Origin of the sequence: Methanosarcina sp. (assembly GCF_028693135.1) — an archaeon.
Classification (GTDB): domain Archaea; phylum Halobacteriota; class Methanosarcinia; order Methanosarcinales; family Methanosarcinaceae; genus Methanosarcina.
In genome coordinates, this window is sequence record NZ_JAQUVZ010000006.1 from 82693 (window position 1) to 107489 (window position 24797).

Consider the following 24797-nt stretch of genomic DNA (forward strand, 5'->3'; position numbering starts at 1 on the left):
GAAGGCTGTCCGGGCCCAGAAACGGTAACTTTTCGAAAATCAGTTTAATTCTCAGGGAAAAGTGCGTGTTTAAATTAATACACTTCCCCGAATATTGCAGGAAATTTTCATTGAATAATTAAGGAATCTAAGAATTAATCAGTAAAATCAATCCGAAGAATTAATCAGTAATATCAATCCGAAGAATTAATCAGTAATACCAATCCGAAGAATTAATCAGTAATATCAATCCGAAGAATTAATCAGTAATACCAATCCGAAGAATTAATCAGTAAAATCAATCCGAAGAATTAATCCGTAAAATCAATCAGGAGAATTAAGTAATGGCAACGATAATTTATGATGACGAAACCACTTTTGATGCACTTAAAGATAAAACAATCGCAGTAATGGGCTACGGAAGCCAGGGCCATGCACATGCCAGAAACCTGCACGAGTCCGGGCTCAATGTTGTAGTCGGGCTAAGGAAAAGCAGTTCCAGCTGGGCAAAAGCTGAGTCTGATGGTCTGAAGGTCATGACTGTAGAAGACGCTGCAAAAGCTGCAGACGTTATCATGATCCTCCTTCCGGATGAAAAGCAGGCAGCTACTTACTATTCTCAGATTGAACCCAACCTGAAAGCCGGCAATGCCCTTGTTTTTGCCCACGGCTTCAATATCCACTACAACCAGATAGTGCCTCCAAAAGATGTGGACGTCTTCATGGTCGCCCCCAAAGGTCCCGGACACATTGTCAGGAGAACCTACACAGAAGGCATCGGAGTGCCGGGCCTGATTGCAGTCTACCAGGACGCAACCGGAAAAGCAAGGGACCTTGCTATCTCTTATGCCAAGGGTATTGGTGCAACCAGGGCAGGAGTTTACGAGACCACCTTCCGTGAAGAAACCGAAACCGACCTTTTCGGAGAACAGGTTGACCTCTGTGGAGGGCTTTCCGCGCTTATCAAGACAGCTTTTGAAGTGCTTGTGGAAGCAGGGTACCAGCCTGAGATGGCATACTTCGAAACCTGCCACGAAGTCAAACTCATTGTGGACCTTATCTACGAAGGCGGGCTAGAGAGAATGTGGCACTCCGTCTCCAACACTGCTGAATACGGTGGCATGACCGTTGGCCCGAGGGTCATCAATGAAGAATCCCGCGAAGCCATGTACGAGGCCCTTGAAAGGATCCAGAACGGGGAATTTGCAAAGGAATTCATCCTTGAAGGCATGGTCAACCACCCTGTGCTCAAAGCCATGGAACGCCAGGAACAGGAACACCCGCTTGAGATTGTCGGCAAGGAAATCCGGGCAAACATCCCCTGGCTCAACAAGAAGATTGATGACGACTGAGCCTTAAGTTTCTTTTTTTTGTTTCAGGCCAGGCCGGTTAGATGGTCTGGCAACTTATTTTTTCTGGACTTTTTTCTGGTTTTTCTGAACTTTTTTTCTTATTGATGGTCCTTCATTAACCGGTTGATCTATCCTGATACCCGGAGCTGGAAGCTTTCAGTTCTTTCTTCCTGCGCCGCACCGTATCTGGGCCGTCCTGTCAGCCAGATAAAAAGCGCCCGAAAAAACGACACTGCAATTGTGAGATATATGTATTGAAGAAATGCCCTCTGAACTGAGGGTGAAACTGAGAAAACTTACCTTCAGCCCGGAAACCGTTTTTTAATTATGGCAAATATAAGCACCCCCGCCAGCTTGTCTGACGGCTTTTCAAAAGAAGCAGAAAGAGGTAATATGAAACAAAAATTCTCGTTTCTCCGGTCATTTCGATCTGCTTGTTTCTTACAGTTGCATTCAGTCTTTTTTATTTTATGGCTTTTTTCTGAGGCTGCACGAGGATAATTCTTTACTGTTTGCCGGCAACGTTTAATAACTTAATTTCAATCTTTTAACAGAAAGTTCATAAATCTGAAATTGAAAATTCAATCCGGAGATAAAATATGCCAGTAACAGAAGAAAGCAAAGTCATTGACACTATCCTCAACAGACGGAGTGTCCGGGAGTTTACGGATAGGCCCGTCAGCAAGGACGAAATCAACACAATCCTGAATGCAGGCCGCTGGGCTCCTTCCGGGTTGAATAACCAGCCCTGGCGCTTTATAGTTGTCCGGGAAAAGGGTACCATTATGCAGCTTTCGGAATGCACTCATTATACAAAAGTGGTTGCAGGTGCACCGCTTCTGATTTCTGTCTACCTGGACACGGAAAATTCCTATTCCCACACTAAAGACGTCCAGGCAATCGGCGCCGCCATCCAGAACATGCTTCTTGCCTGCTGTGAACTCGGTCTGGGCGCGGTCTGGCTCGGTGAGATATTAAAACAGAACGAGAAGGTCAATTCAATTCTCGAATGCTCCTCAAAACTCGAACTTATGGCAGTGCTTGCCATCGGGGAACCTGTCCCAAAAGAGAGGACTTCAACACGCAAGGCCCTTTCGGAACTTGTGTTTGAAGACCGGTACGGGCAGAAATGGGAAGACTAAGCTCCTGAATTCAAAGATTCTGAATTCAAAGATCCTGAATTCAAAGCTCCTGAATTCACCAAAAAACTCGGGAATTTTTAAGTTAACCTGCTGAAGTTTATTTTGATATACTTTCTTTCAAAAAATATTTGCAATTCAATTGAGGATTAAATTTATAAGCTATTTAGCACTATAAACAGCCAGTTAACTGATCACCGCTTTATATGTCAGTTAACCGAGCATAACTTTTTCACAATGAAGGTCTGTGGTGTAGCGGATATCATTGGAGCCTCCGGAGCTTCGTACCTGGGTTCGATTCCCAGCAGACCTGTTAATTTATTTTCCTGCTGAGTTTCTATAAATTTATAGTGGATTTTTTTGAAACACATCCGGGTTTTAATTCCTGTCTAACTTTTGTGCTCTCCACTTAATTATTTCGATTTCATTTAGGGTTAATATTCTGGAAGCTTTTCAGGAAATATTGTCATCTACGGACAAAAAATATAAACAAAGAAATGAAGTAACTATACATACAAAAATAATCTGGAAGGTTTACAGCATGGCTCATGGATTAAATCGTCGTTTTTTACGTATGGGGAGAAGAAAATTATCTATAGTTCAGTTAATTCTCATAGCAGTATTATTATATTTCCTGCTTCGGATGCTTCTGCCGGTATTGTGGACTCTCTTTTTGATCGTTGCTTTAGTTGTACTTTTGAAGATAGTGCTGGAAAAAATTTAATCAAAGTTGCGGTGGCGCAAAAATACTCTGTTGCTTGCAGTGCTCCAGCGTATTTTAATTTAATTTATACCTCAAATTGTATAAAACGGGCTTTCTCTTTCAAAAACTCTTCAATGTACTAACAATTAATCTCTTTTTAGTAACAGTTGACTCCATATTATTAATGTTCCTTTTTTCATCGTTTACTAATGATTCCTGCTTTGAAATATTTGGATCAGGTACAAACGTCGCAGTAAGAAGTATAGCAAACGCTATAAAAACAATATTTATTATTGCATCGGCGAATACCCTGGAGAATAAGCTGACTATGGCCAGTGAAATAAATATAATAGTGGAGTATATAATCCCTACAAATATATATTTAAACAGTCTGCTCAGGATTGTAAAATCTTTCTCACTCACTTCTTTTTTGCATGATACCATTCCTAATCCCAGAATAAGAAATAGTAAATATGATCTGTTATCTGTGGTTACAGCAACAAGTAATAAAAATAAAGATAATACCACAATAATATTATTAATTAACTTTAAGGATTTTAATTTATTTAATTTTTTAGATGTTTTATATAAACGTAAATTCGCATTATGTAAATCAGTATCCAAATATTCTAAATTATTTTTAGATGAATTCTTAAATTCAATTAATTCCTCTCTAACTTCTATTAGTCTTTTATTTATGACTGATATCATTTCTAAATTTTCCAAATAATCAAAATAACTATTGTTTTTCATTTTTCTTTTAATTTCTATGACGTCAGATTTTGTTTTTTCAATTATTTTGTCAGTAGACTCAGGCAGCTTTAAAGTATGCAACAAATTTGTATATTCTTTAAAGTTGGTTTCTAAAGAACTAAGTTCTGTCTCTGTTTTTAATTGAGTTTCCCGCAAAATATCGTGAATTAAATCTGAAACATAGGGTTTAACATTTTTGTACATGGGATCAATCAAAACTCTACTGTAATTATTTTTGTCTTGTAGTATGGCTATTCTGAGGTGATTAAGCATCTCTTTAACATCGTTATCCAAAAAAATCATTCCTTCAATAATTTTGGCTGGCGATATGCCAGAAATGCGGCATATTGATAATTATATACAGGATCGTTAACCAACTTTAAACTTTCTCTTATTTTTTTGATGGCCGTTTCAATATTTTCCATGCAAAAATAAACTCGACTGATAAGGTAAAGGCAATACCCTTTATGGCTGTCATTTACTTCTATTTTATTTGAAACCGTTATCATGCTCGCTTCTTCAAAACTTTCTAATGCCTTCTCTAATTTATCTAATCGAACGTATGTGTGCCCTCTTAATAGATAAATTCTATAATCATCTGATTTTAGATATTCTGCTTTTTCAAGTGTTTCAAGACATTTCATTAATCGTCCATCTCTAAAATTATTTACTGCTTCATTGTACCGCTGGAGATATTCGATATAAAGAGAGTTTTTAAATAATTCGCATATCCCTGTTAAAACTTCTATATTTCTTTCCATTTTACGCATTATTGCATAATGATTATTGCTAATCTCATTTAGTAAATTTTCAAACCCTTCAGATATCGCTGTCTCAGAACTTCGCATATTGGTCACAATATTTTCAATTTCGGAGGATACCAATTTTCCATTTTCTTCTATTGCTGATACATTTAGATGGCCAATTTTTTCCAAAGTTGAGGTTTGGTTACTCAATGATTTAATACTTTGATCCTGTGCTTGTAAGGGGCAATAACCTGGAGGGTGATCCCCTCCGCAATAAAAGCAGTAAGACATTTTATCGCCTCAATAATAAACATTTTTTACTCTATGAATAAATTATAATTTTCAAAACAGAACTTCTTTAAAGTTGTTATCTTTAAAATTGTTAATTATATATTTTCCGCCCTCACTTTTATGCCCGGATTCTTTTCTAAATACTGTATAATGTGTCCATATAATATATATATTTAATATGTTCTAATTTTATTCACAGTTAGAATATAAAAATCATAAATAATAGGCAATTTGAACCCTCAACTAAAATCCGTAACATTTGTGGATATCACAATTCTAATCTCAGATTGAAGGATAGAACATGAAAATACCCTGATTGTAAAACAAAGTGTTATAGGGGCATAAATACTGCTATAGGGGCATAAATGCTGCTATCAACATTAAGAAATTCTCATTAAAGGATCAAAATACAATAGTCACCTGACACATGCGGAACGCAGGGGATTAGCCTGGGGACTTAGAAACAATAGTTTGAAGGAGGATCCCGGAAGCCCCTTTATGCGGGACAGGTTTCAAAAAAGTTGGGCATTATAAAATTTAATTCATAGTTAATAAATAAAAGTGGGTACCAGATTACTCTGGCTTCACTTTTCTTTCAAAAACTCATCAATTGCTTTTGCAGCTTTCTTTCCTGCTCCCATTGCACTGATTACGGTTGCTGCACCTGTTACCACATCTCCGCCTGCAAAGACTCCGCATTTGGAAGTTGCGCCGGTTTCCTCATCAGCAACGACAGTCCCCCGCCTGTTCTGTTCAAGACCTTCTGAGCCTTTGAAAATGATCGGGTTCGGAGAGGTACCTATGGCGATAACCACAACGTCTGCAGGGACAAGGAACTCCGAGCCTTCTACAGGGACCGGGCTTCTCCTGCCGGATTTGTCGGGTTCTCCAAGTTCCATTTTTATGCATTCGACGCCTGTAACATTGAACTTTTCGTCGCCGAGAATGCGGACAGGGTTTGTAAGGAACCTGAAGATTATACCTTCTTCTTTAGCGTGCTCGACTTCTTCCCGGCGGGCGGGCATCTCGTCTTCTCCACGGCGGTAGACTATACTTACTTCTTCTGCGCCCAGACGGAGAGCAGAGCGGGCGGCATCCATTGCCACGTTTCCGCCTCCTACAACCACAACCTGCTTTCCGCACCTTACTCTGGTGTCGTACTCGGGGTCATAGGCTTTCATGAGGTTTACGCGGGTCAGGAATTCATTTGCGGAATATACGCCGCTGAAGTTTTCGCCCGGAATTCCCATAAAGTTAGGGAGCCCTGCGCCCGTGCCCAGGAAGACTGCATCGAAATCGTCACAGAGCTCGTCTAAGGTCTTGATCCTGCCAATGACATAATTGGGCTTAACCTCTACACCGAGCTTTTCGATGTACTCTACTTCCTGCCGCACAATTTCTTTTGGCAGCCTGAACTCGGGGATGCCGTAACTCAGGACGCCTCCGGCTTTGTGCAGAGACTCAAAGATTGTGACTTTGTGGCCAAGCTTTGCAAGGTCTGCTGCGGCAGTCAGGCTTGCAGGTCCGGAACCCACAACTGCTACCTTCTTGCCAGTGGGAGGCATAGCCTCAGGAGCCTTCACGCCTTTTTCGCGCTCATAATCTGCACAGAAACGCTCAAGCCTTCCGATTGCAACGGGCTGCCCTTTCTTGCCTAGCACACAGAGGGCTTCACACTGGGTCTCCTGGGGGCAGACGCGCCCGCAGATGGCAGGGAGGGTGTTTGTGGTTTTTATTTTCTCGATTGCCCCTTCAAAATCTTCCTCACAGACCAGCTTGATAAAGCCAGGGATATCCACATTCACAGGGCAGCCTTCAACACATTTTGGGTCCTTGCAGGCGAGGCATCTGGAAGCTTCGGCAAGAGCATCTTCTTTCGTGTAGCCGAGGGTTACTTCATTAAAGTTCTTTCTGCGCTCGTCAGCAGGCTGCTCTGGCATCGGGGTCCTTTCTTTCTTTGCTTTTTCTGTCTTTTCTTCCTGTAATCCACACATGTTTCGTCCCCTCCTTCTCAGTGCAGTCCGCACCTGCATTTCTCTTCGTATTTTTCCACAGCTTCTGTCTCTTCGCCGCGGTACATTGCAAGCCTGTTCATGAGCTGGACAAAATCGACCTTTCGGGCGTCAAATTCAGGTCCGTCAACGCACGTAAACTTCGTTTCTCCGCCGACAGTAACCCTGCAGCCTCCGCACATCCCGGTTCCGTCTACCATTATGGAATTAAGGCTGACAAGGATTTCCACATCATAGGGGGAAGCAACCCCTGCCCCCACTTTCATCATGATTGGTGGGCCTATAATTACAACCCTTGCAACCTTTTCGCCGCTGTCCAGGATCCTTTTCATGATATCGGTCACAAACCCGTGGTGCCCTTTTGACCCGTCATCGGTTGCTATGTACAGTTCGGAACTGGCTTTTTCCATTTCGTCTTCAAGGATCAGGAGATCCTCGTTTCGGGCTCCGATTATTGAAATTACCCTGTTGCCTGCATTTGTATAAGCCTTTGCCTGGGGGTATATAGGGGCAACTCCTACTCCTCCTCCTACTAGAATTACAGTGCCGAGTTTTCTTATGTCGGCTGGGGTCCCGAGGGGACCTACAAAATCTTCAAGGGAATCGCCTGTAGAAAGTTTTGCAAGTTGTTTTGTGGTCTTGCCCATCTCCTGAAAAATTACAGTAACGATGCCTGTTTCTCTCTCAAAATCCGCAATTGTAAGAGGAACTCTTTCCCCCCTTTCATCAATCCGGAGGATTATGAACTGTCCGGCTTTTGCGGCTTTTGCCACGTCCGGGGCATCAATAACCATTCTGTGCACCGACGGGGCGATTTCTTCCTTTTCCAGTATTCTATATGCCATGAGATCACATTTTCCTGAATAGAAGCATATTTTCTGAACAAATGAATCGATAAATTTAACTATAGCGGAGCTTCACAAAGGTTTCTCAGCTTTGTGACTTTCCGCCTGGACGTTCTCCTTATATTGATTAATGGGATATATATTCTCCCAAATAATTTTAATGATTCTACATGTTTTGCACTATCTTTTTTGTTAAATTATAAACGTTTTCTTTTTCAATAGATCTATTAGAAACAAAACGAGACATTTTCTTATTTTTTTATTGTTGTCACAAAAATTTAATAAATCTAGTGAATATAATAAATTTAGGGATAAATTTCCAAACCGGTTTAATCCGGAGGTTGGGTAGAAAGGAGGGATCGAAGAGAGAAGCTGATCAATAGGTCTCAGAGTCGAACCTGTGAGGTTCAAGAACCCATGTGGAAAAGTATTAACAATGAGATCGCTTGCTGGCTGCGACAGGATCAAAGGGTCCCTCTTAAGATATGGTAAACTGGGGGTTGTTGAAAAGGTAATCCTGATGAAGCCTGAAAACCGGGAACTTTTCAGAGGTTGATTGGATCCTGGAACCTGAGAGTGAATCTTGGGAAATTAATACTGTTTTTTAGAGGTATAAGCTGATTAAGGGAGTTGAATATATGCCGGAACATCATAAAAAACCTATAGTAAGTTGCGAAAAATACGATGAAGAAGAGAAAAAAGCGCTTGTTGAGGAAGAAAAGACAGAAGTCGAAGAAGCTAAAGTTGAGCCTATACACCCATCTGAACAGAGAGGCGGGAAAAAGAAAGGCCTTCTTGACACCTGCAAGTAAGCAGGTTTTTATTTCCATTTTTTTGAGCTGGAATAATTTTTCTGATTGGAATGAGGCAATATACAGTGAGTTCATACTACAGTATAATACAGGGGGTTAATTATGGCAGAGAAAGCGAATGTTGAACCTATAGATCCGATGGAAAAAGAGCGTGGGGGCAGGAAAAAACCTCTGGTGAGCGGCGAAAAATATGATGAAGAAGTGAGAACGGAGTTTGTTGAGGAAGAAAAGACAGAAGTCGAAGAAGCTAAAGTTGAGCCTATACACCCCTCTGAACATGATAGAGGAGGCAAAAAGAAAAGTCTTCTGGACACCTGCAAGTAAGCAGGCTTTTCTTTTTTCTTTTTTACTACAGATTTTTTATTTATTCTCATGATGGATTATAGAGATTTTTCACAACTTTTATATGTATATATGCGCATATATGCATACGTATATGCTTGAAAATAAAGCGAAATTTTTCAGAGCCCTCGGGGACGAAACCCGACTTACCATTCTCTCCTACCTGCTCGAGCACAGCTACTGTGCCTGTGATTTTACTCCCCTTACGGAAAAGGATCAGACAACGGTTTCAAAGCACCTTAAAGTGCTTTTCGAGGCCGAGATTTTAAAGTTTGAAAAGAAAGGTCGAAACGTAATCTACAGCATCAAGGACGAGGAAACAAGGGAAATGCTGCTTGTCCTTGGAATCGGAGAGGTAAAGCCCTGCTGCAGTAGTCCGGAAAATTGCCGGGTTTGTTGCAAGGAGGAAACTGAGGACAAAAATAAGACAAGGAAAAAAAGAAGTTAAGGTGAAAGAATGGACTCCAGCGAAAAAAAAGAAGTTATCAAAAAGAAGTATCAGGAAATTGCAACTTTAGGGGGCTCCTGCTGTTCTGGCGGTGGGTGCTGCGGCGATTCGAGCTCAGTAGACCTTTCTAAATCTCTTGGCTATTCGGAAGCTGATGTTCAGGCTGTCCCGGACGCAAACCTGGGGCTTGGCTGTGGCAATCCTACAGCTTTTGCGGAACTGAAACCAGGGGACATTGTCCTTGATCTGGGTTCAGGTGCGGGATTTGATTGTTTTCTTGCTGCACAGAGAGTCGGAAGCTCAGGAAAGGTTATTGGAGTTGATATGACTCCTGAAATGGTTGAAAAAGCGCAGGTTAATGCTCAAAACTATGGCTATTTAAATGTTGAGTTCCGCCATGGGGATATTGAAGCTCTTCCGGTTGATGATAGTTCGGTGGATGTTATTATCAGCAATTGCGTGATTAACCTGGCGCCGGATAAAGAAAAGGTTTTCAGGGAGGCCTTTCGGGTGCTGAAGCCAGAAGGCAGGATGTATGTTTCGGATATGGTCCTCCTGGCTGAGCTACCCGAAGAGCTTAAAAACGACAAAGACCTGCTTGCAGGCTGCGTCGCCGGCGCTGTGTTAAAAGAGGAGTATCTGGGGCTTTTAAAAAATGCAGGGTTTTCGGTTGAAATCCTGGCTGAAGATTCGGATATAAGTAAAAGGCAGTACGGAGGTCTGCCAGTTGAAAGCCTAAAATTAAAAGCTCGGGTATGAGAAGAAGGTACGAGAAGTGATATTTTCAGGACAAATCAGCAGGATTCCTCAGAAACTATGCTTCAATAAATATATCCCTCAATCTATTTATATTACTATTCAATTATTATTTTTAATGATCTGGTACTCCAGATCCGGGACTCTAGGTCTGATCTTCTGAATGCAGGGACTCTCCTGAATGTGGGGTAACAGGGGTCGGTCTCTTTGAGGTGACATTACTGAAAACCATAAGATCCGTAAAAATCGTTTTTGCAATAGGTTTTTTACTTTTGTTGCTCAGCTCAGGCTCTGCGGCTGCCAGAAGAATCACTGTGGGGAGTGAGAATAAAGATTTTTCTTCAATTCAGGGAGCTGTAAACGCTGCCGAGCCCGGAGATACGGTTTATGTGTATAATGGGCTTTATATGGAGAACATATATCTTGACAAAGAAATTACCGTTCGTTCAATCTCCGGAAAGCCTGAAATAAACATTGTAACGGCAAAAAACCCTCATGACCATGTATTTCATGTAATTGCAAATAACGTAACTATAAGTGGTTTTTCAATAAATGGCGCTAATGATACTCAGAAAGCTGGTATTTATCTGGAGAATACACAGGGAGTTATGATAAGCAACAACAATCTTTCCAGTAATCGCCTGGGAATCTATCTGGACTCTTCTACTACCAATATGCTGAATCTAAATGATGTTTCTAATAATGAGGTCGGCATTTTTCTCAATGCTTCAAAGGACAACTGGATTATCAATAACAGGGTAAAAATGAACAGCCTGGGAGGAATTTTTCTTGAAGCGTCTGATGGAAACCACTTAAAGGAAAACCTGTTGCATTTTAACACAGAGTATGGTCTTATGCTCTCAAACAGCAGTAAAAACCTTATTTACGATAACTATTTTCAGAACTCCGAAAATGTTGGCTATGAGGGGAGCAACTTAGAAAACGTCTGGAATATGACTCTGATGAGGGAGATCAATATTGTAGGAGGCCCATTTATCGGCGGAAATTACTGGGCAGACTCTGAAAGCACTTCCATGTGCGTTATTGAAGATCTGGATAATGATGGCTTATGCGATGCATCCTATGATCTGGGGGAAGGCAATATCGATTATATGCCTCTTATACTCCGTCCTCCACTTTTCCAAAACAATGAACGTTCCCTTACGGTTTCTCTGTTGGGATTTGCCTTATTTGTATTCGCTCTCGGAATATTTATCATAAAAAGGGTAATGGGTTGGGTAGGAAGCGATTTTAAAGAAGATCAATGAACTACAGTGAACTTTTAAATGGGTCACAAATGGCTCCAGTGAACCGGACTCCGTGAATCGGACTCATTGAACCGAACTCATTGAACCGAACTCATTGAACCCGGAAAACTGCAAGTTCTCACTTTTTTACTCAATCAGCTTCCCCGGGCAAAGCTTATTTAACAACTGTTTTTAATATATTGCTTGAATAATCACGTTTTTAAATAGGTATGATCTGGTTTGATCTGGTTATTTCAAAAAATTATTTCAAAAACTTCTCAACTTCAAAACAATCTATGTATTTATATAGAGTGTGGCCTACTTAGATTAGATGTATTTTACTAACACCTAAAGGAGATGACAGGATTAAGTCGATAATTCTTGCAGGCGGCTCAGGGACGAGACTCTGGCCTCTCAGCCGGGAAATGTATCCCAAACAGTTTTTAAAATTTGGAGAGACCTCACTTTTTCAGGAGACAGTGCTTCGATGTCTTGAGGTTTCAGATATTTCTGAGATTTTTGTGGTAACAAACGAAGCCCAGAAATTTTTCGTGATCGGACAGATCAAAGAAATCGGATACTCAATTCTTCCTGAGAATGTCCTGATTGAGCCTGAAGGCAAGAACACACTTCCTGCAATCTTCTTTGGAATGAAAGAGATTGAACAAAAATTCGGGAATTCAATCGTAGGAGTATTTTCCTCCGACCATGTGCTTGATAGATCTGCAATGGCAACGATTTCTTCAGCTGAAAAACTGGCTTCGGATTATCTGGTCACTTTCGGGGTTGTTCCTACGTCCCCTCATACCGGATACGGCTACATTAAAGCCTCAGAGTCCTGCGAGCCTGGGTACAGGGTTTCGGAATTCAGAGAAAAGCCGGATTTCGAAACTGCACAAAAATACATTGAAGAAGGCTGCCTCTGGAATAGCGGGATGTTCCTCTTTGAAACGCAGCTCTTCTTTGAAGAAGTCAAAAAACACGCGCCTTCGGTTTTTGCCTGCTTTGAGAAAGAGGGCAATATTAATGATATTTATGCGGGTGTGGATAAGGTTTCTATTGATTATGGCATAATGGAAAAGTCCGATATAGTCGCTGTTGTAAAACTGGGCCAGAAATGGAGCGACCTTGGAAACTTTGCGGCAATTTATGATGAGCTGGAAAAGGATGTCAATGAAAATGTGGTCCATGAATGCGATCCCATGCTTCTAAACTCCAACGGAAATCTGGTGTATTCAAAATGCGGTAAAATCGTTTCCCTTATTGATGTTAAGGACATGGTTATTGTTGACACAAGCGATGCCCTGTTAATATGCCCTAAATCCAGCAGTCAGAAAGTAAAGGAAATAGTCTCCGATCTGAAAAGCAGGAACGATGAAAGAGCATTTATCGGGCAAACAGTCTACCGGCCCTGGGGTTCATATACGCTACTTGACTCCTCTCCCGGCCATAAGATAAAGAATATTACTGTGCTTTCTGACCATAAGTTAAGCCTGCAACTGCACTACCACAGGAGTGAACACTGGGTGGTTGTAAAGGGCATGGCCTGTGTGGAAGTGAATGGTAACAAATGTTTTTTGAGGCCCGGGGAAAGTACGTTTATCAGGGCTGGAGAAAAGCACAGGCTGTCAAATCCTGGGAAGGTGCCGCTGGAGATTATTGAGGTGCAGCTGGGAGAGCTTGTGGACGAAGGGGACATTGTCAGGTTTGATGATGAGTATGGGAGGAAATGAGAAAGATGAGGCTATTGGCATAAACGTAAGTTTCCGGAGAGATGGACTGGTTGAAAGGGAGGTGAATTGCACGAGCCTGGAATCGTGTGTTCCGTCCTCTAACTAAACTTTTTATGATATGTAATTGTGTGAGATCTTTTTGCTCTTTTCGGAAGCTTTACTTCGCAGACGGGGAATGTATTCTTAACATTTTTATTTTACGGGGTTACTGCAATCCCATTTGCTTTCCGATCTGTATTATTTCACTCCGGATATTGGTGTCAAGTTTTAAGAGCAGGAGAACGTACAAAATAGCCCCCAGTATTACTGGGATTAGTGTAAGCCATATGTTTGATAGAGGCACTAAAATCCGATAACATCCCACCCCCAGTCCCATTGCTATAGTCGCTATAACGATATTTTTTATTTCCTGGTATTCAAGTCTGACGTGAATCATACGTTTCAATGCCAGGTGTGCAAGCAAAGAGTTCAGGATCATGGTAATAAGAGTTGCAACAGCTGCTCCGAGGATCCCAAGGACCGGAATCAACATGAAATCAAGGATTATATTTGCGGTTGCTGCGATTGCGGTTACTTTAAATGATTCTTTCGGGCGGTTTAGAGCATTCAGATACATGGTTTGCAGAAACATAAACACATTTACAAGTTGCACTGCCAGCAGCACATAAAATGTCTGTGTTCCCCGTGCAAAACCTTCTCCATAAAAGAAGTAGAGCATTTTATCCCCGAGTATAATTCCTCCTACAAAAACAGGCACTGCAAGCAGCAAAGAATATGTTATGCCTTTTGCAAAGGCATTCTCTGCCATTTTTAATTCTCCGTTTGCATTCCAGTTACTCACTTTTGGGAAGAGTACCGTTTTCATTGCGAGTGTTGTAAAGGTTGCTGCTGTTGTACATTGGAATGCTACCCTGTATATCCCGACATCGGCCGTTTCAAGGAACTGCCCAATTATTATTGTGTCGGCATAGCTGAATACGAGGCTTCCGCTTGAAGCTAAAAAAATCCAGAATGAATATGAAAATATGCTTTTCAAATGCCCGGTATTAAATCTTTTAAATCTGAGGTCCAAAAAATGAAATCCTATTATAGTGGCTGCGATCATCCCAAAAATAAAGCCCCCGGCAAGCCCATTTGCCCCGAAGCCCAGGTATACGGCAATCACCTGAAAAACCACGCATAATGTACTGTTTATGAACCCACATGTTTGATTTAATCCCACTTTCCCGGAGCCGTAGTTCCCATTTGAAACACTATTCCAGAAAATCCCGATAATTAAAGCTATGAATAGCCATAAATACGTTTCAGATTGATCAATGTTCTCAAGGAATGACCTGGCAAAAAGGAGTACAATTATAGAAACTCCTACAAGAAAGATCCTTAATACAAAAACAGCCGTGAAATATTCGTTTTTTTCTCTTCCTTCGCTGATCCTTTTAACTGCTGCTCCTCCCAAACCACCATCCAGGATCAGGGTTAAGGTGTTAAAGTAAGCTAAAAAAAGAAAGTATGCTCCTAATACCGATTCTCCAACAGCATGGGCAAAATACATCGTACTTAAAAAACCAATTGCAGTGAGTATTATTGTTGTGGAAAGGGTTATAAGACTCTGGCGACGCAATTGTTCTATTCGCATAATTCGAGAAAGTAGAGTACTACGGTTAATCATGATTTTGCCTGTTTTTGTAAAAAAATATATTTCTGTGTTGTTGCATAATTAAATTGTTGATAGTGTCCCGAATTTATGCTTATCTATTATCTTATTGCCTACATTCGGCAGGTGTTTTGTATTTTCTAAATAATTTTTAATGATACCGTTTTTTGCCATATTTTGGAAATTACATCAAATATGTGTAATTTCATACACTCGCTCTTACTTCTTACCTTCGGCAGGTCGACATATAATTTTTGATGATTTTTGATGATGGTGATTTTGAAATGATGCTCCGTAATTGTGTGTATTTGTTAGGTTTACATATGACCAATTATTAATCTATCATACTAAACTTTAATGAAAAAATGGTTCAGTGCTTATATAGGTCGTGAGAGTTTGGTCACACGTTAACCATCTTTAAACCTAATAAATAGTCATCTAATGTTCTAAAACGGTATCGAGAAAAATATTCTAATTTCTAATGTCGACCTACCGAAAGTAAGTGATATCATAGAATCATTTGACTTTTCAACATGCATTACTGACTTTTCGGATAGGCTCTAAGAGCGTGTCTTAAAGTTAAATAATCCTTGTACCTAAATTGTTCGTCAATGCTAAAACAATCTTAAAGATCTCCTTATCCTAGTGATTTCTCTGATAAAGAATGGGGACTAATTAAACCTCATTTCCCGAGTCCAACCTAACTTTGACAGTTTCCACTATTTTGAACTTCATTTTGGTAGATAAATAAAAATAAGTGCTCTTTGTTTTGTATTATTCGATCCAATGAATAATAACATAAAACTAAGAGCATTTCCTACAATTCCTAACAAGAATATATGTCTTCCTATTGGAACAACAATGGCCGTTCAATACTTTTTTGAAAAGCTCAATTTTTTCGGCATTTTTAGCAAGTATAAAAGTAAAGGCCTCGACATCAATAGTTTACTGATTGGATTGGTGAGCTATAAGCTCACCGAGAATTTCAGTATTAAGGAAGCAAGTAACTGGATGAATCAAGCTGAAGTTCTCGACCTCTTAAACCTTAAGTCCTTCAACGAAAGAGTCCTTTACAGAACCCTTGAAACCATTGGAAGTCACAAAGAGGAAATTCTCTATGATATCTTGAACTGTCTATTTTCGGAATATGATTTTGAACACACAGACGTAAATCTGGACTGGACAAGTATAGTCATTTACGGGATTAAATCCAAACTTGGTAAATATGGATATAGTAGAGACCACAGACCTGATAAGCTGCAAATAACAGTTGGAATTAGTGAACTTTCCGACCCTATTAACATACCTATTGGATTTACAGTGAATAAAGGAAATGTTCTTGATCTGGAACACTTTTCTGATACATATAATCAAGTGAAAAGTAAACTCAAAAAAGGCTCTCTTATTGTTTTTGATAAAGGCGCTAATACCATAGAAAATATCAAGATAATACAGGAAGATGAGATGGAGTATCTCACCTCCATGAAACTGAACACAAGTGACGACAAAATAATTGAGAAATTTGACCCGGAAAAAGCGGAACTAAGAAACCCTGAAGAAGGTTTATATGGAATAAAAATAGTCAAGCCAAGCAGCATTAAATATTTCTATTTCTCTGAATCTTTACAGAAAAGACAGTTAGAATCAAAAGCAAGAGCTGTTATGAAGAAATTAAGGCTCCTCGTTTTTTTGTGTGTTTAACCCTCACAAAAACACATACGGTCTTGAATTAAAACTGATCTTACCCACGGGAAATGGTGAAGAGCCGAAATTAAAGGAAGCAAAAGAGATTCAGAAGGCCATAGTAAACAAGAAAAAGCTTCCTAAGAAGTTCAGAATAGATAATGAGTTGATTGAGATTGATTACTCTTTTAGGACTAAGCTCGAAGAGCTTAGTGATGAAGAAGCAATAGAACTTCTAAAAGCTTCACTGATTAATGGAAGAGAAGGATTTTTTTGCCTTAAATCAAGCAAGGATTTGACACTTGAAGAAGCATTGAAAATATACCGAAGAAAGGATTCCATTGAAAAAATATTCCACTCGTTAAAAAATGAAATTCAAATTAAGCCGTTAAGAGTGTGGTCAGATGATAGCATTTATGGAGCTATTATCCTGGGATTTATTGCCCAGTTATTCATATCGCTGATGCGATATGAATTTGAGGACCTGAAACATAGGTCTACAAAATTCATCAAAAAAAGCTTGAAGAATTTGACACTTACAGTCAATTTCTTGAAAAATGGGGTCAAACAGTATATTTTCGCTAATTTTGACAAGATAAATAGCTTGATTGTAACAAGAATGAGTGAGATTTCGTAGAATTTATAATAATATTTTTTATATTGATGCTATCTGTCAAACTCATTTTGGCTTAAAATCAAGAGATTATTCTCTGAGAATTAGTGGATACTATCAAAATTGTAGATACAATTTAAAATTTTATACAGATTTCGATGTTAGTTATGAATTTTCATTTTTTCAAATTAGATTGTATCTCAGCAAGACGTTTCTTGTGACTTTGCACTGTCTTAGTTATCGAAATCTGTCAAAGTTAGGGTCCAAGAACAAATCGAGGTCGAAAACGCGTTCATTCCAATCGAGAAATATTGAATGCCATATTCTATTTGCTACGTTCTGGTTGTGCATGACGAATGTTACCGCACGAATTCCCACATTGGAAAACTGTCTAACATTATTTCTGCCTGTGGCGTTTAGAAGGGATTTGGGAACGTATAAATGCTATACTGAGGACTGAACTGAGAATTGCAAATGGCAGAGAACCAGAACCGAGTGCAGCGATTTTAGATAGCCAGTCAGTTAAAACTACAGAAACGCCTGGAGTGCGCGGTTATGATGCTGGAAAGAAAGTAAAAGGGAGAAAGCGCCACATTCTGGTGGACACAATAGGTCTACTGGTAATAGTTGTAGTTCATGCAGCAAATATTCAGGATCGAGATGGGGCTTAGGAATGATTCAAATATAATATCAAGGGATTTTGTTGCCAAGAATGGTTATTGGGGGAAATGGAACTATACAGGCTGTATCAAAAGTAAACTTGATTCTACAATTGGGCTAAAATATCCGACAATAAGGTTAATTACCATCTGAATTCCGGAAAAATACCCTATTTGATTTAAACTCAACATTGCCCATAATCCAATTGTAGAAATGGTTTGAGTTTTGAGACAGCCTGTATAGATCAATTCCCACACTGAAATTTAGAAGTTATATTTTTATCATTCCTTAACTTGTTCTGGAACAAGTTAAAGGGACATTTTCACGATTGCATCTTATTTGGACTGATGCTGGTTATTCGGGTAAATTGGTTGATTGGGTCAATGTAATGTGTGGATGGGTATTGGAAATAGTTAAGCGTAGCGACGATATCAAAGGCTTTAAAGTACTTCCTCACAGATGGATAGTAAAGCGTACATTTGCATGGCTAGGTCGCTATCGACGTTTGAGTACAGATTACGAAGGATTGACAGAATCAAGTCAAGCATTGGTATATGCTGCGATGATACACATAATGATTAGACGACTGGGTCGTATCAAAACGTTAAGCGAATGAGAAATATATAATATTCAGACGGTCTCTAAGTACAAAACTATAAAATCATGAGAGTAGTCATTCGGAACTATAATAAATCGGAACTACTGTTAGAGGCAAAACTTATTTATTTACTTTCTACCCTATATTACTCTAAAAAGGCATTAATATATAGGACTTGCGTGGTTGAAATGAGAACTTAATAGCATTAAACTTTTAATTGTTCAAACTATAAATTAAAATCATAAAGCCTGATGTGCTTGAATATACTTGAATATGTTTGATGTACCTCAAGTGCACAAATCCTAATATATAATCTCTTAATCCCAAAAAACAGTCTATATCTTGGTCGAAAGTTTATCTCCAATATTTAAAAATGTTAAGGGACTTGTAAAGTGAAGTTTGTGAATAAGGCAAAAATTCAGAATCTATATGTTGTTTTGCTGTAAGTTATAAACAAGTCAAATAAATATTATTAAAATCAAACTGCGTGCAGCCACCCCAACCTAAACAGGCTGTCCGACAATTCAATTTCAGGGCAAAAACATGCAAAAAATAAGGCATATAAAGCCTTTAAATCGAAAAAGAATGATTTTGAATATTACCACCAGTAATTGTCGGACAGCCTGTAAAGGATGGGGTATGCTGATGGGCCGCACGCCCGGTTACTCGGAAATGATTCACAGTGTCCTTTAACAAGGTTTCCTTGATCTAAGTTATTGAAACTCTGCTATCGAGCCCCTGTCCGATTTCCGATAATTTTACAAAGAAGCGACGATTTAGATATTTAAATCAAAAACAAAAAGAGGCGAGGGTTCACTTCATCCCCGACCTAAAGAGGCTGTCCGACAATTCAATTTCAGGGCAAAAACATGCAAAAAATAAGGCATATAAAGCCTTTAAATCGAAAAAGAAGAATTTTGAATATTATCACCAGTAATTGTCGGACAGCCTGTTAAGGGCGAGGTATTCGTGACCCTCCGCACTCCCGATGTAATAAAATTCCAATGAGGACTTAGAAATGCGATATTGTAAAAAATGCATGATGCCGGATACAAGACCAGGGTCTATATTTAATGATGAGGGAGTTTGCCAAGCTTGCATAAACTATGAAAAAAGGAAAATGATCAATTGGGATCAAAGACTCGAAGAACTAAGAAAACTTTGCAATAAATATAGAAGATCTGATGGGTATTATGATTGTGTAATTCCTGTAAGTGGTGGAAAAGATAGCCATCGTCTTGTTTATGAAATGAAAGTTAAAATGGATATGAACCCTCTTTTGATAACTGTTGGTGATCCATTCACAAAGACAGAAGCTGGCTTGAAAAATTACAGAAATTTAGGTGATACATTTGGTTGCGATCATATTCAGTTTGATTTGAGTATCGACCTATTTAGAAGAGTTACTAAAATTGGATTTGAAGAAATGGGTATTCCTTTAAAGTTTGTAGAAGCTGCTATATATACAGTTCCACTAAAAATGGCTATGAAATTTGGAATACCGTTTGTTGTGTATGGTGAGAATTCAGCGTATGAATATGGTACTACTGATCAGGATAATTATTCAGCAAATGAAACAATCTCGCAGATATTTGAAAATATTGATATGGATTTTTGGCTACAGAGAGGCATCTCTAGAAAAGAAGTAAATGCTATTGTTCCCACATCTGAAGAACAAAAGAATGTGAATCCTGAAGTAATTTTTATGAGCTATTTCACTCCGTGGAGTAGTGTGAAAAACCTTGATATTGCGAAAAGATACGGATTCCATGATTTGTCTCATGAATGGAAACGTGAAGGTTGCATCGAAGATTTTGAACAGATCGATTCTGTAGCATATATGGTTCATCTCTGGTTGAAATATCCTAAGTTTGGATTTCAGCGAACGTCTGATATTGTAAGTAGACGTGTTCGAGAAGGGCTGATTAGTTTACCTGAAGCTAAAAAATTAATTGCAGAGCATGATCCTAAATTGGATCAGCGTGCGATGGATGATTTTATAACCTTTTTAGGATACACACCACTGCAATTTTGGAATATTGTTGAGAAATTTTGGAATCGCGATATTTTTGAAAACATCGATGAGAGATGGCAACTTAAAAAAGGTATCCTCTTCAAATTCGAGGGAGAATTTTCCAACCAGGAAAATATACAACATTTTTGTCATACAGTTCCAAAGTTGGATGCGTCGCTTGAGGATGTTTTTTAGACTTGGTTAAATTCTTAAATTTTCGGCAAATATGTGAAATTTACTTTTGCCCATACAATTTGAAGAGGATACAAAATAGTTGTTGTTTGGTAGTGAACATATGGAAAAAAATACAGAATCTGCATTCGACGGGAAAACGATATTACTTACAGGAGGTACTGGTTCTTTTGGAAATAAATTTACAGAGATCCTTCTTAGAGAGCATAATCCAAAGAGCCTTAGAATCTATTCAAGAGGGGAGTATAACCAGTACATAATGGAACAAAAATTCAAAGATAACAGGATTCGTTTTTTAATAGGAGATGTGAGAGACCGAGACCGTCTCTACCGTGCGATGAATGGTGTTGACCTTGTAGTACATGCCGCGGCTTTAAAACAGGTTCCTGCTTGTGAATACAACCCGATCGAAGCTATAAGGACAAATATTGACGGGGCTGTGAATGTGATTGATGCTGCCATCGATAACTCGGTAGGGGATGTGATGGCCATCAGCACGGACAAGGCAGTTCATCCTGTCAACCTTTATGGAGCTACCAAGATGGTAGCAGAAAAACTGTTTATTCAAGGGAATACATACACAGGAAAAAGAAAAACAAGGTTCAGTTGTATAAGATATGGAAACGTCATTGGTAGCAGAGGTAGTGTTATTCCTCTTTTCCAAGAGCAGAAGAAAAAAGGTGTTTTGACTATCACAGATGAGAGAATGACACGTTTCTGGTTAACTCTAGATCAGGGAGTTAACTTCGTCCTTAATTCAATAGAAAGAATGCAAGGTGGAGAAATATTCATTCCCAAAATTCCCAGCATGAGGATGATGGATCTTGCGGAAACGATTGCTCCTGAAGCAAAGAAAGAAATTGTTGGTATAAGGCCCGGTGAAAAGCTTCATGAAATTATGATTACCGAAGATGAAGCAAGGCATGCAAAAGAATTCTCTGATTATTTCATAATTGCGCCGGAGTTTCCATTCTGGAATAAGGAAAAACATGTTGATGGTAAATCGCTCCCAGAAGGGTACAGATATTCAAGTGATATCAACGATAGATGGCTTACCAAAGAGGAACTCAAAAATATGTGCTGATTAGCATGCTCTTCACGAAATTATTAAGAGTTAAACATGAGAGAGAAGATGGTTGGCTCACAGAACTGGTCTCAATGAATTATGACGATGAACCTTTCAACTGTGTACACACTTATCTTGTGTCGATAAATCCTGGGATGGTCAGAGCCAACCACTACCACAAAATAAAGGAGGAATGGATTGCACCGGCTTCCGGAAAGCTGGAGCTATGTCTGGAGAATGTAATTTCCGGAGAAAAAGATAAACTAATTCTGGATACACATGCCAAAGGATACGAAATGATATACATTCCACCTTTTGTAGCTCATGCAGTAAAAAATAACTGGGGACACGAAGCGAGCTTGATAGTTTTCAGTAAAAACCCAGAGGATAAGGAAGACACCGTTTCCTATAAGGTTACTATATGATTCCTTGAACTGTCATGAAATCGTAGTTAGAGGATTTTTATGAAATCGTATAAAACTGAACAAGAAATGTTTTGGGCAGGAAAATTTGGAGATGAGTACGTTGAGAGAAATCAAACTGCTAAAATATTGGCAAGCAATATTTCGTTATTCTCACAAATTTTCAAAAATGTGGATAGTGTGAAGTCAGTTATAGAATTTGGTCCCAACATTGGTCTAAATCTTCATGCAATAAAACAATTGATTCCTGAGGTAGAATTATCTGCGATCGAAATTAACAAAAAGGCTGTATCAATTCTTGAAAAGATGAGTGATATCAATATTTACAATCAGTCGATACTAGATTTTAATCCAGATTACAAACGGGATTTTACTTTTGTGAAAGGTGTCCTTATACACATAGATCCTGAACAGCTTACCTTTGTATATAATTTGCTATATACTACGAGTAAAAAATACATTTGCATAATTGAATACTATAATCCGACTCCTATCAAAATAACATACCGTGGTCATGAAAAAAAGCTCTTTAAAAGAGATTTTGCTGGTGAAATGTTAGATCAATTTTCAGATCTCAAATTGGTCAATTACGGATTCATTTATCATCGTGATTTAACTTTTCCACAGGACGATATTTCGTGGTTCTTATTAGAAAAATCCAATCTTTAATAGCACCGGACAAAAAGACATCATCTCTTACGAGGTAAGCAAATGATTCCCTATGGACGTCAATGGATTGATAACGAAGATAAAGAAGAAGTCATGAAAGTGCTGGGTAGTGATTGGCTGACCACAGGTCCGAAAGTTGGGGAGTTTGAGAACGCCCTCTGCAAATACGTGGGATGCAAGCACTCTGTGGCAGTAAACAGCGGAACAAGTGCCCTGGATGTCGCCGTAGGAGCACTGGATCTTCCAGAAGGATCTGAAGTAATTACCACACCTTTTACCTTCGCAGCTACCAGTAACGCACTTCTCTATAATCGTCTCAAGCCTGTATTTGCAGACATACAAAAAGATACCCGAAATATCGATCCCGAAGATATCCGACGCAAAATCACCCCAAAAACAAGGGCTATAAGTTACGTTGATTATGCAGGGCACCCTTGTGATATCAAAGAAATTAAGGAAATAGCAGAAGAATATAACCTTTATCTCATTGAAGACGCCTGTCATGCTCTCGGAGCCAGTTATTACGGGAAAAAGATAGGGAATTTTGCCGACCTGACGGTTTTCAGCTTTCATCCGGTTAAGCCGATTACCACGGGAGAAGGAGGCGCTGTTGTTACAAATAATTCCGAACTCGCAGAAAGAGCTCGTCTACTCCACAGTCATGGTATTGACAAAAGTGCAACTGAGAGATATGGGCCTGATGCGGGCTGGGCCTATGATATGAAAATGCTTGGACGGAATTACCGGATGACGGATATCCAGGCAGCTCTGGGGATCTCTCAGCTGAAGAAGCTGGACATGTTCATAGAAAAGCGCCAGGAGATCGCAGAGCTTTACAATGAGTTACTGAGAGACTGTGAATTTGTGGAAATCCCTGTTACAAAAGAAGGTATAAAACACGGGTGGCATATTTATACAATTTTGTTAAAAGACGTTAATCGTGATAAATTCTTCACATATATGCGGAAAAGCGGCATCGGTGTGAATGTACATTATATCCCGACTTACCATTTTAGTTACTATCGCAAACATTTTGATTTTGATGAAAATGATTATCCCATAACTGAGGACGTTTTTAAAAGGATCATCACCCTTCCCATCTACCCAAAGATGTGTAATGAGGACGTTGAGTTAGTGGTGAAAACTATCAAAGATGGGAATCCATTCGAATAATATGTAGTGAAAATCCATTTTAAGAAGGTGAATGTTATCAAAACAGTTGCAATAATTCCGGCTAGAGGAGGATCAAAGGGTATTCCAAGAAAGAATGTTAAAGAATTAAATGGCAAGCCCTTAATAGGATATATTATTGAAACCGCCCTTGGTGTAGACGAAATTGACCGGGTTATTGTTTCCACTGAAGATCCGGAGATTGCCACCGTTGCAAAAGAGTTTGGTGCAGAAGTTCCTTTTGTAAGACCACCAGAACTTGCTGGTGATGAAATCGGGACTTTACCAGTTTTGCAGCATGCAGTTAGCTACCTAGAGAAAAAAGAGGACTATAAACCAGATATAGTTGTTTTGTTATATGCCACATCACCAATGTTGTCCCAGTCAAGGATATCAGAAGCAGCAAGGCTTATCAAAGATAAAAATCTTGACTCCGTGTTAAGTGTTGTAGAAGACAGGGGGCACTACTGGATAGAAAATCAAGGCAAATATGAAAGATTTTATCCAAAAAACCCGAAAAACCGACAATTTACAAAACCTTTGTTCAAGGAAAATGGGGCTATATATATTACCAAAAGAGATATTTTAATGGAAAAAAATAAAATCGTCGACGGAAATGTTGGTTTTTTGGTGATGGAAGAGAAAGAGACAGTCGACATCGATGAGCCATTTGATTTCGAGATTGTTGAAATTATGATGAATAAAAGGGCATTGGTACAACAAATTTTACAGTAGATTATTGAAAGCATATATAAATATGAAAAAAAATCAAAAATTTACTTATGTGAGCTTATACCAAAAACTTCAAAAATGCTTTAAAACCCAAAAAATGACCTATAAATACTTATTTAGTCTAAAAATTACGTTTAGAGCCTTTAAAAAACACTACTCCACGAAT

19 protein-coding genes, 1 tRNA gene and 5 pseudogenes are annotated in these 24797 nt (G+C 39.1%); 20 read left to right on the top strand and 5 right to left on the bottom strand.

Features of this window, described 5'->3' with window-relative positions; genetic code table 11:
- Positions 1 to 323: 323 nt before the first annotated feature.
- The 3 genes from ilvC to PHF18_RS04565 all read left to right on the top strand — a co-directional run bounded on the left by ilvC (position 324) and on the right by PHF18_RS04565 (position 2783).
- Positions 324 to 1331, top strand: coding sequence for a ketol-acid reductoisomerase (gene ilvC / locus PHF18_RS04555; RefSeq protein ID WP_300098947.1), 1008 nt, complete (start codon positions 324 to 326; stop codon positions 1329 to 1331).
- A 599-nt stretch (positions 1332 to 1930) separates the two neighbouring features.
- Positions 1931 to 2473 carry a nitroreductase gene (locus PHF18_RS04560; RefSeq protein ID WP_300098949.1) on the top strand — a complete coding sequence of 181 codons (543 nt, stop codon included), beginning with the start codon at positions 1931 to 1933 and terminating at the stop codon, positions 2471 to 2473.
- 238 nt (positions 2474 to 2711) lie between these two features.
- Positions 2712 to 2783 (top strand) — tRNA-Arg (locus tag PHF18_RS04565).
- A 510-nt stretch (positions 2784 to 3293) separates the two neighbouring features.
- Here PHF18_RS04565 and PHF18_RS04570 read toward each other — a convergent pair.
- Both PHF18_RS04570 and PHF18_RS04575 read right to left on the bottom strand, forming a co-directional pair.
- On the bottom strand, positions 3294 to 4220 hold the full coding sequence (locus PHF18_RS04570) for a hypothetical protein (protein WP_300098952.1): 927 nt from the start codon (positions 4218 to 4220) through the stop codon (positions 3294 to 3296).
- A gap of 5 nt (positions 4221 to 4225) precedes the next feature.
- Positions 4226 to 4963, bottom strand: a complete 738-nt coding sequence (locus PHF18_RS04575) for a hypothetical protein (protein WP_300098954.1) — start codon at positions 4961 to 4963, stop codon at positions 4226 to 4228.
- A gap of 227 nt (positions 4964 to 5190) precedes the next feature.
- Here PHF18_RS04575 and PHF18_RS04580 point away from each other — a divergent pair.
- Positions 5191 to 5387 (top strand): annotated as a pseudogene (locus tag PHF18_RS04580) (hypothetical protein); the annotation flags it as partial.
- A 160-nt stretch (positions 5388 to 5547) separates the two neighbouring features.
- Here the strand turns inward: PHF18_RS04580 and gltA are convergent.
- A complete protein-coding gene (gene gltA, locus PHF18_RS04585) occupies positions 5548 to 6957 on the bottom strand; it encodes an NADPH-dependent glutamate synthase (protein WP_300098956.1) in 1410 nt (469 codons plus the stop codon).
- A 17-nt stretch (positions 6958 to 6974) separates the two neighbouring features.
- Complete coding sequence (locus PHF18_RS04590; RefSeq protein WP_300098958.1) at positions 6975 to 7820, bottom strand: sulfide/dihydroorotate dehydrogenase-like FAD/NAD-binding protein; 846 nt, start codon at positions 7818 to 7820, stop codon at positions 6975 to 6977.
- Positions 7821 to 8458: 638 nt separating this feature from the next.
- On the opposite strand from PHF18_RS04590, the gene PHF18_RS04595 reads away from it, so the two are divergent.
- From PHF18_RS04595 to PHF18_RS04620, 6 genes are all read left to right on the top strand, one after another.
- On the top strand, positions 8459 to 8632 hold the full coding sequence (locus PHF18_RS04595) for a hypothetical protein (RefSeq protein WP_300098960.1): 174 nt from the start codon (positions 8459 to 8461) through the stop codon (positions 8630 to 8632).
- A 102-nt stretch (positions 8633 to 8734) separates the two neighbouring features.
- Positions 8735 to 8956 carry a hypothetical protein gene (locus PHF18_RS04600; RefSeq protein ID WP_300098962.1) on the top strand — a complete coding sequence of 74 codons (222 nt, stop codon included), beginning with the start codon at positions 8735 to 8737 and terminating at the stop codon, positions 8954 to 8956.
- Between the two features lie 100 nt (positions 8957 to 9056).
- The gene (locus PHF18_RS04605; protein WP_300098964.1) at positions 9057 to 9422 is read left to right on the top strand and encodes a helix-turn-helix transcriptional regulator; all 366 of its coding nucleotides are present in this window, start codon (positions 9057 to 9059) and stop codon (positions 9420 to 9422) included.
- Positions 9423 to 9431: 9 nt separating this feature from the next.
- Positions 9432 to 10181: an arsenite methyltransferase gene (locus tag PHF18_RS04610; protein WP_300098966.1), complete on the top strand. Its 750-nt coding sequence runs from the start codon at positions 9432 to 9434 to the stop codon at positions 10179 to 10181.
- Between the two features lie 209 nt (positions 10182 to 10390).
- A complete protein-coding gene (locus PHF18_RS04615; RefSeq protein ID WP_300098969.1) occupies positions 10391 to 11446 on the top strand; it encodes a NosD domain-containing protein in 1056 nt (351 codons plus the stop codon).
- 344 nt (positions 11447 to 11790) lie between these two features.
- Positions 11791 to 13158 (top strand): mannose-1-phosphate guanylyltransferase/mannose-6-phosphate isomerase, encoded by a 1368-nt coding sequence (locus tag PHF18_RS04620; protein ID WP_300099123.1) that lies wholly within the window; start codon positions 11791 to 11793, stop codon positions 13156 to 13158.
- 205 nt (positions 13159 to 13363) lie between these two features.
- On the opposite strand, the gene PHF18_RS04625 is transcribed toward PHF18_RS04620, so the two are convergent.
- Positions 13364 to 14794, bottom strand: a complete 1431-nt coding sequence (locus tag PHF18_RS04625) for a flippase (RefSeq protein ID WP_300098972.1) — start codon at positions 14792 to 14794, stop codon at positions 13364 to 13366.
- Between the two features lie 608 nt (positions 14795 to 15402).
- Here PHF18_RS04625 and PHF18_RS04630 point away from each other — a divergent pair.
- The 10 genes and pseudogenes from PHF18_RS04630 to PHF18_RS04675 form a co-directional block, all read left to right on the top strand.
- Positions 15403 to 15510 (top strand): annotated as a pseudogene (locus PHF18_RS04630) (IS5/IS1182 family transposase); the annotation flags it as partial.
- 88 nt (positions 15511 to 15598) lie between these two features.
- Positions 15599 to 17132, top strand: a pseudogene (locus PHF18_RS04635) (IS1634 family transposase).
- A gap of 239 nt (positions 17133 to 17371) precedes the next feature.
- Positions 17372 to 17776: pseudogene (locus PHF18_RS04640) on the top strand (IS5 family transposase); the annotation flags it as partial.
- Positions 17777 to 18060: 284 nt separating this feature from the next.
- Positions 18061 to 18384: pseudogene (locus tag PHF18_RS04645) on the top strand (transposase); the annotation flags it as partial.
- Between the two features lie 1000 nt (positions 18385 to 19384).
- Positions 19385 to 20575, top strand: coding sequence for an N-acetyl sugar amidotransferase (locus PHF18_RS04650; RefSeq protein ID WP_300098975.1), 1191 nt, complete (start codon positions 19385 to 19387; stop codon positions 20573 to 20575).
- Between the two features lie 100 nt (positions 20576 to 20675).
- Entirely contained in the window at positions 20676 to 21656 is a 981-nt protein-coding gene (pseB, locus tag PHF18_RS04655; protein ID WP_300098978.1) for a UDP-N-acetylglucosamine 4,6-dehydratase (inverting), read from the top strand.
- A gap of 5 nt (positions 21657 to 21661) precedes the next feature.
- Positions 21662 to 22063, top strand: coding sequence for a WxcM-like domain-containing protein (locus PHF18_RS04660; protein ID WP_300098982.1), 402 nt, complete (start codon positions 21662 to 21664; stop codon positions 22061 to 22063).
- 39 nt (positions 22064 to 22102) lie between these two features.
- Entirely contained in the window at positions 22103 to 22729 is a 627-nt protein-coding gene (locus tag PHF18_RS04665) for a pseudaminic acid biosynthesis-associated methylase (protein ID WP_300098985.1), read from the top strand.
- Between the two features lie 42 nt (positions 22730 to 22771).
- On the top strand, positions 22772 to 23902 hold the full coding sequence (gene pseC / locus PHF18_RS04670) for a UDP-4-amino-4,6-dideoxy-N-acetyl-beta-L-altrosamine transaminase (protein ID WP_300098988.1): 1131 nt from the start codon (positions 22772 to 22774) through the stop codon (positions 23900 to 23902).
- A 6-nt stretch (positions 23903 to 23908) separates the two neighbouring features.
- Positions 23909 to 24634: an acylneuraminate cytidylyltransferase family protein gene (locus PHF18_RS04675; RefSeq protein WP_300098991.1), complete on the top strand. Its 726-nt coding sequence runs from the start codon at positions 23909 to 23911 to the stop codon at positions 24632 to 24634.
- The last annotated feature ends 163 nt before the right edge of the window (positions 24635 to 24797 follow it).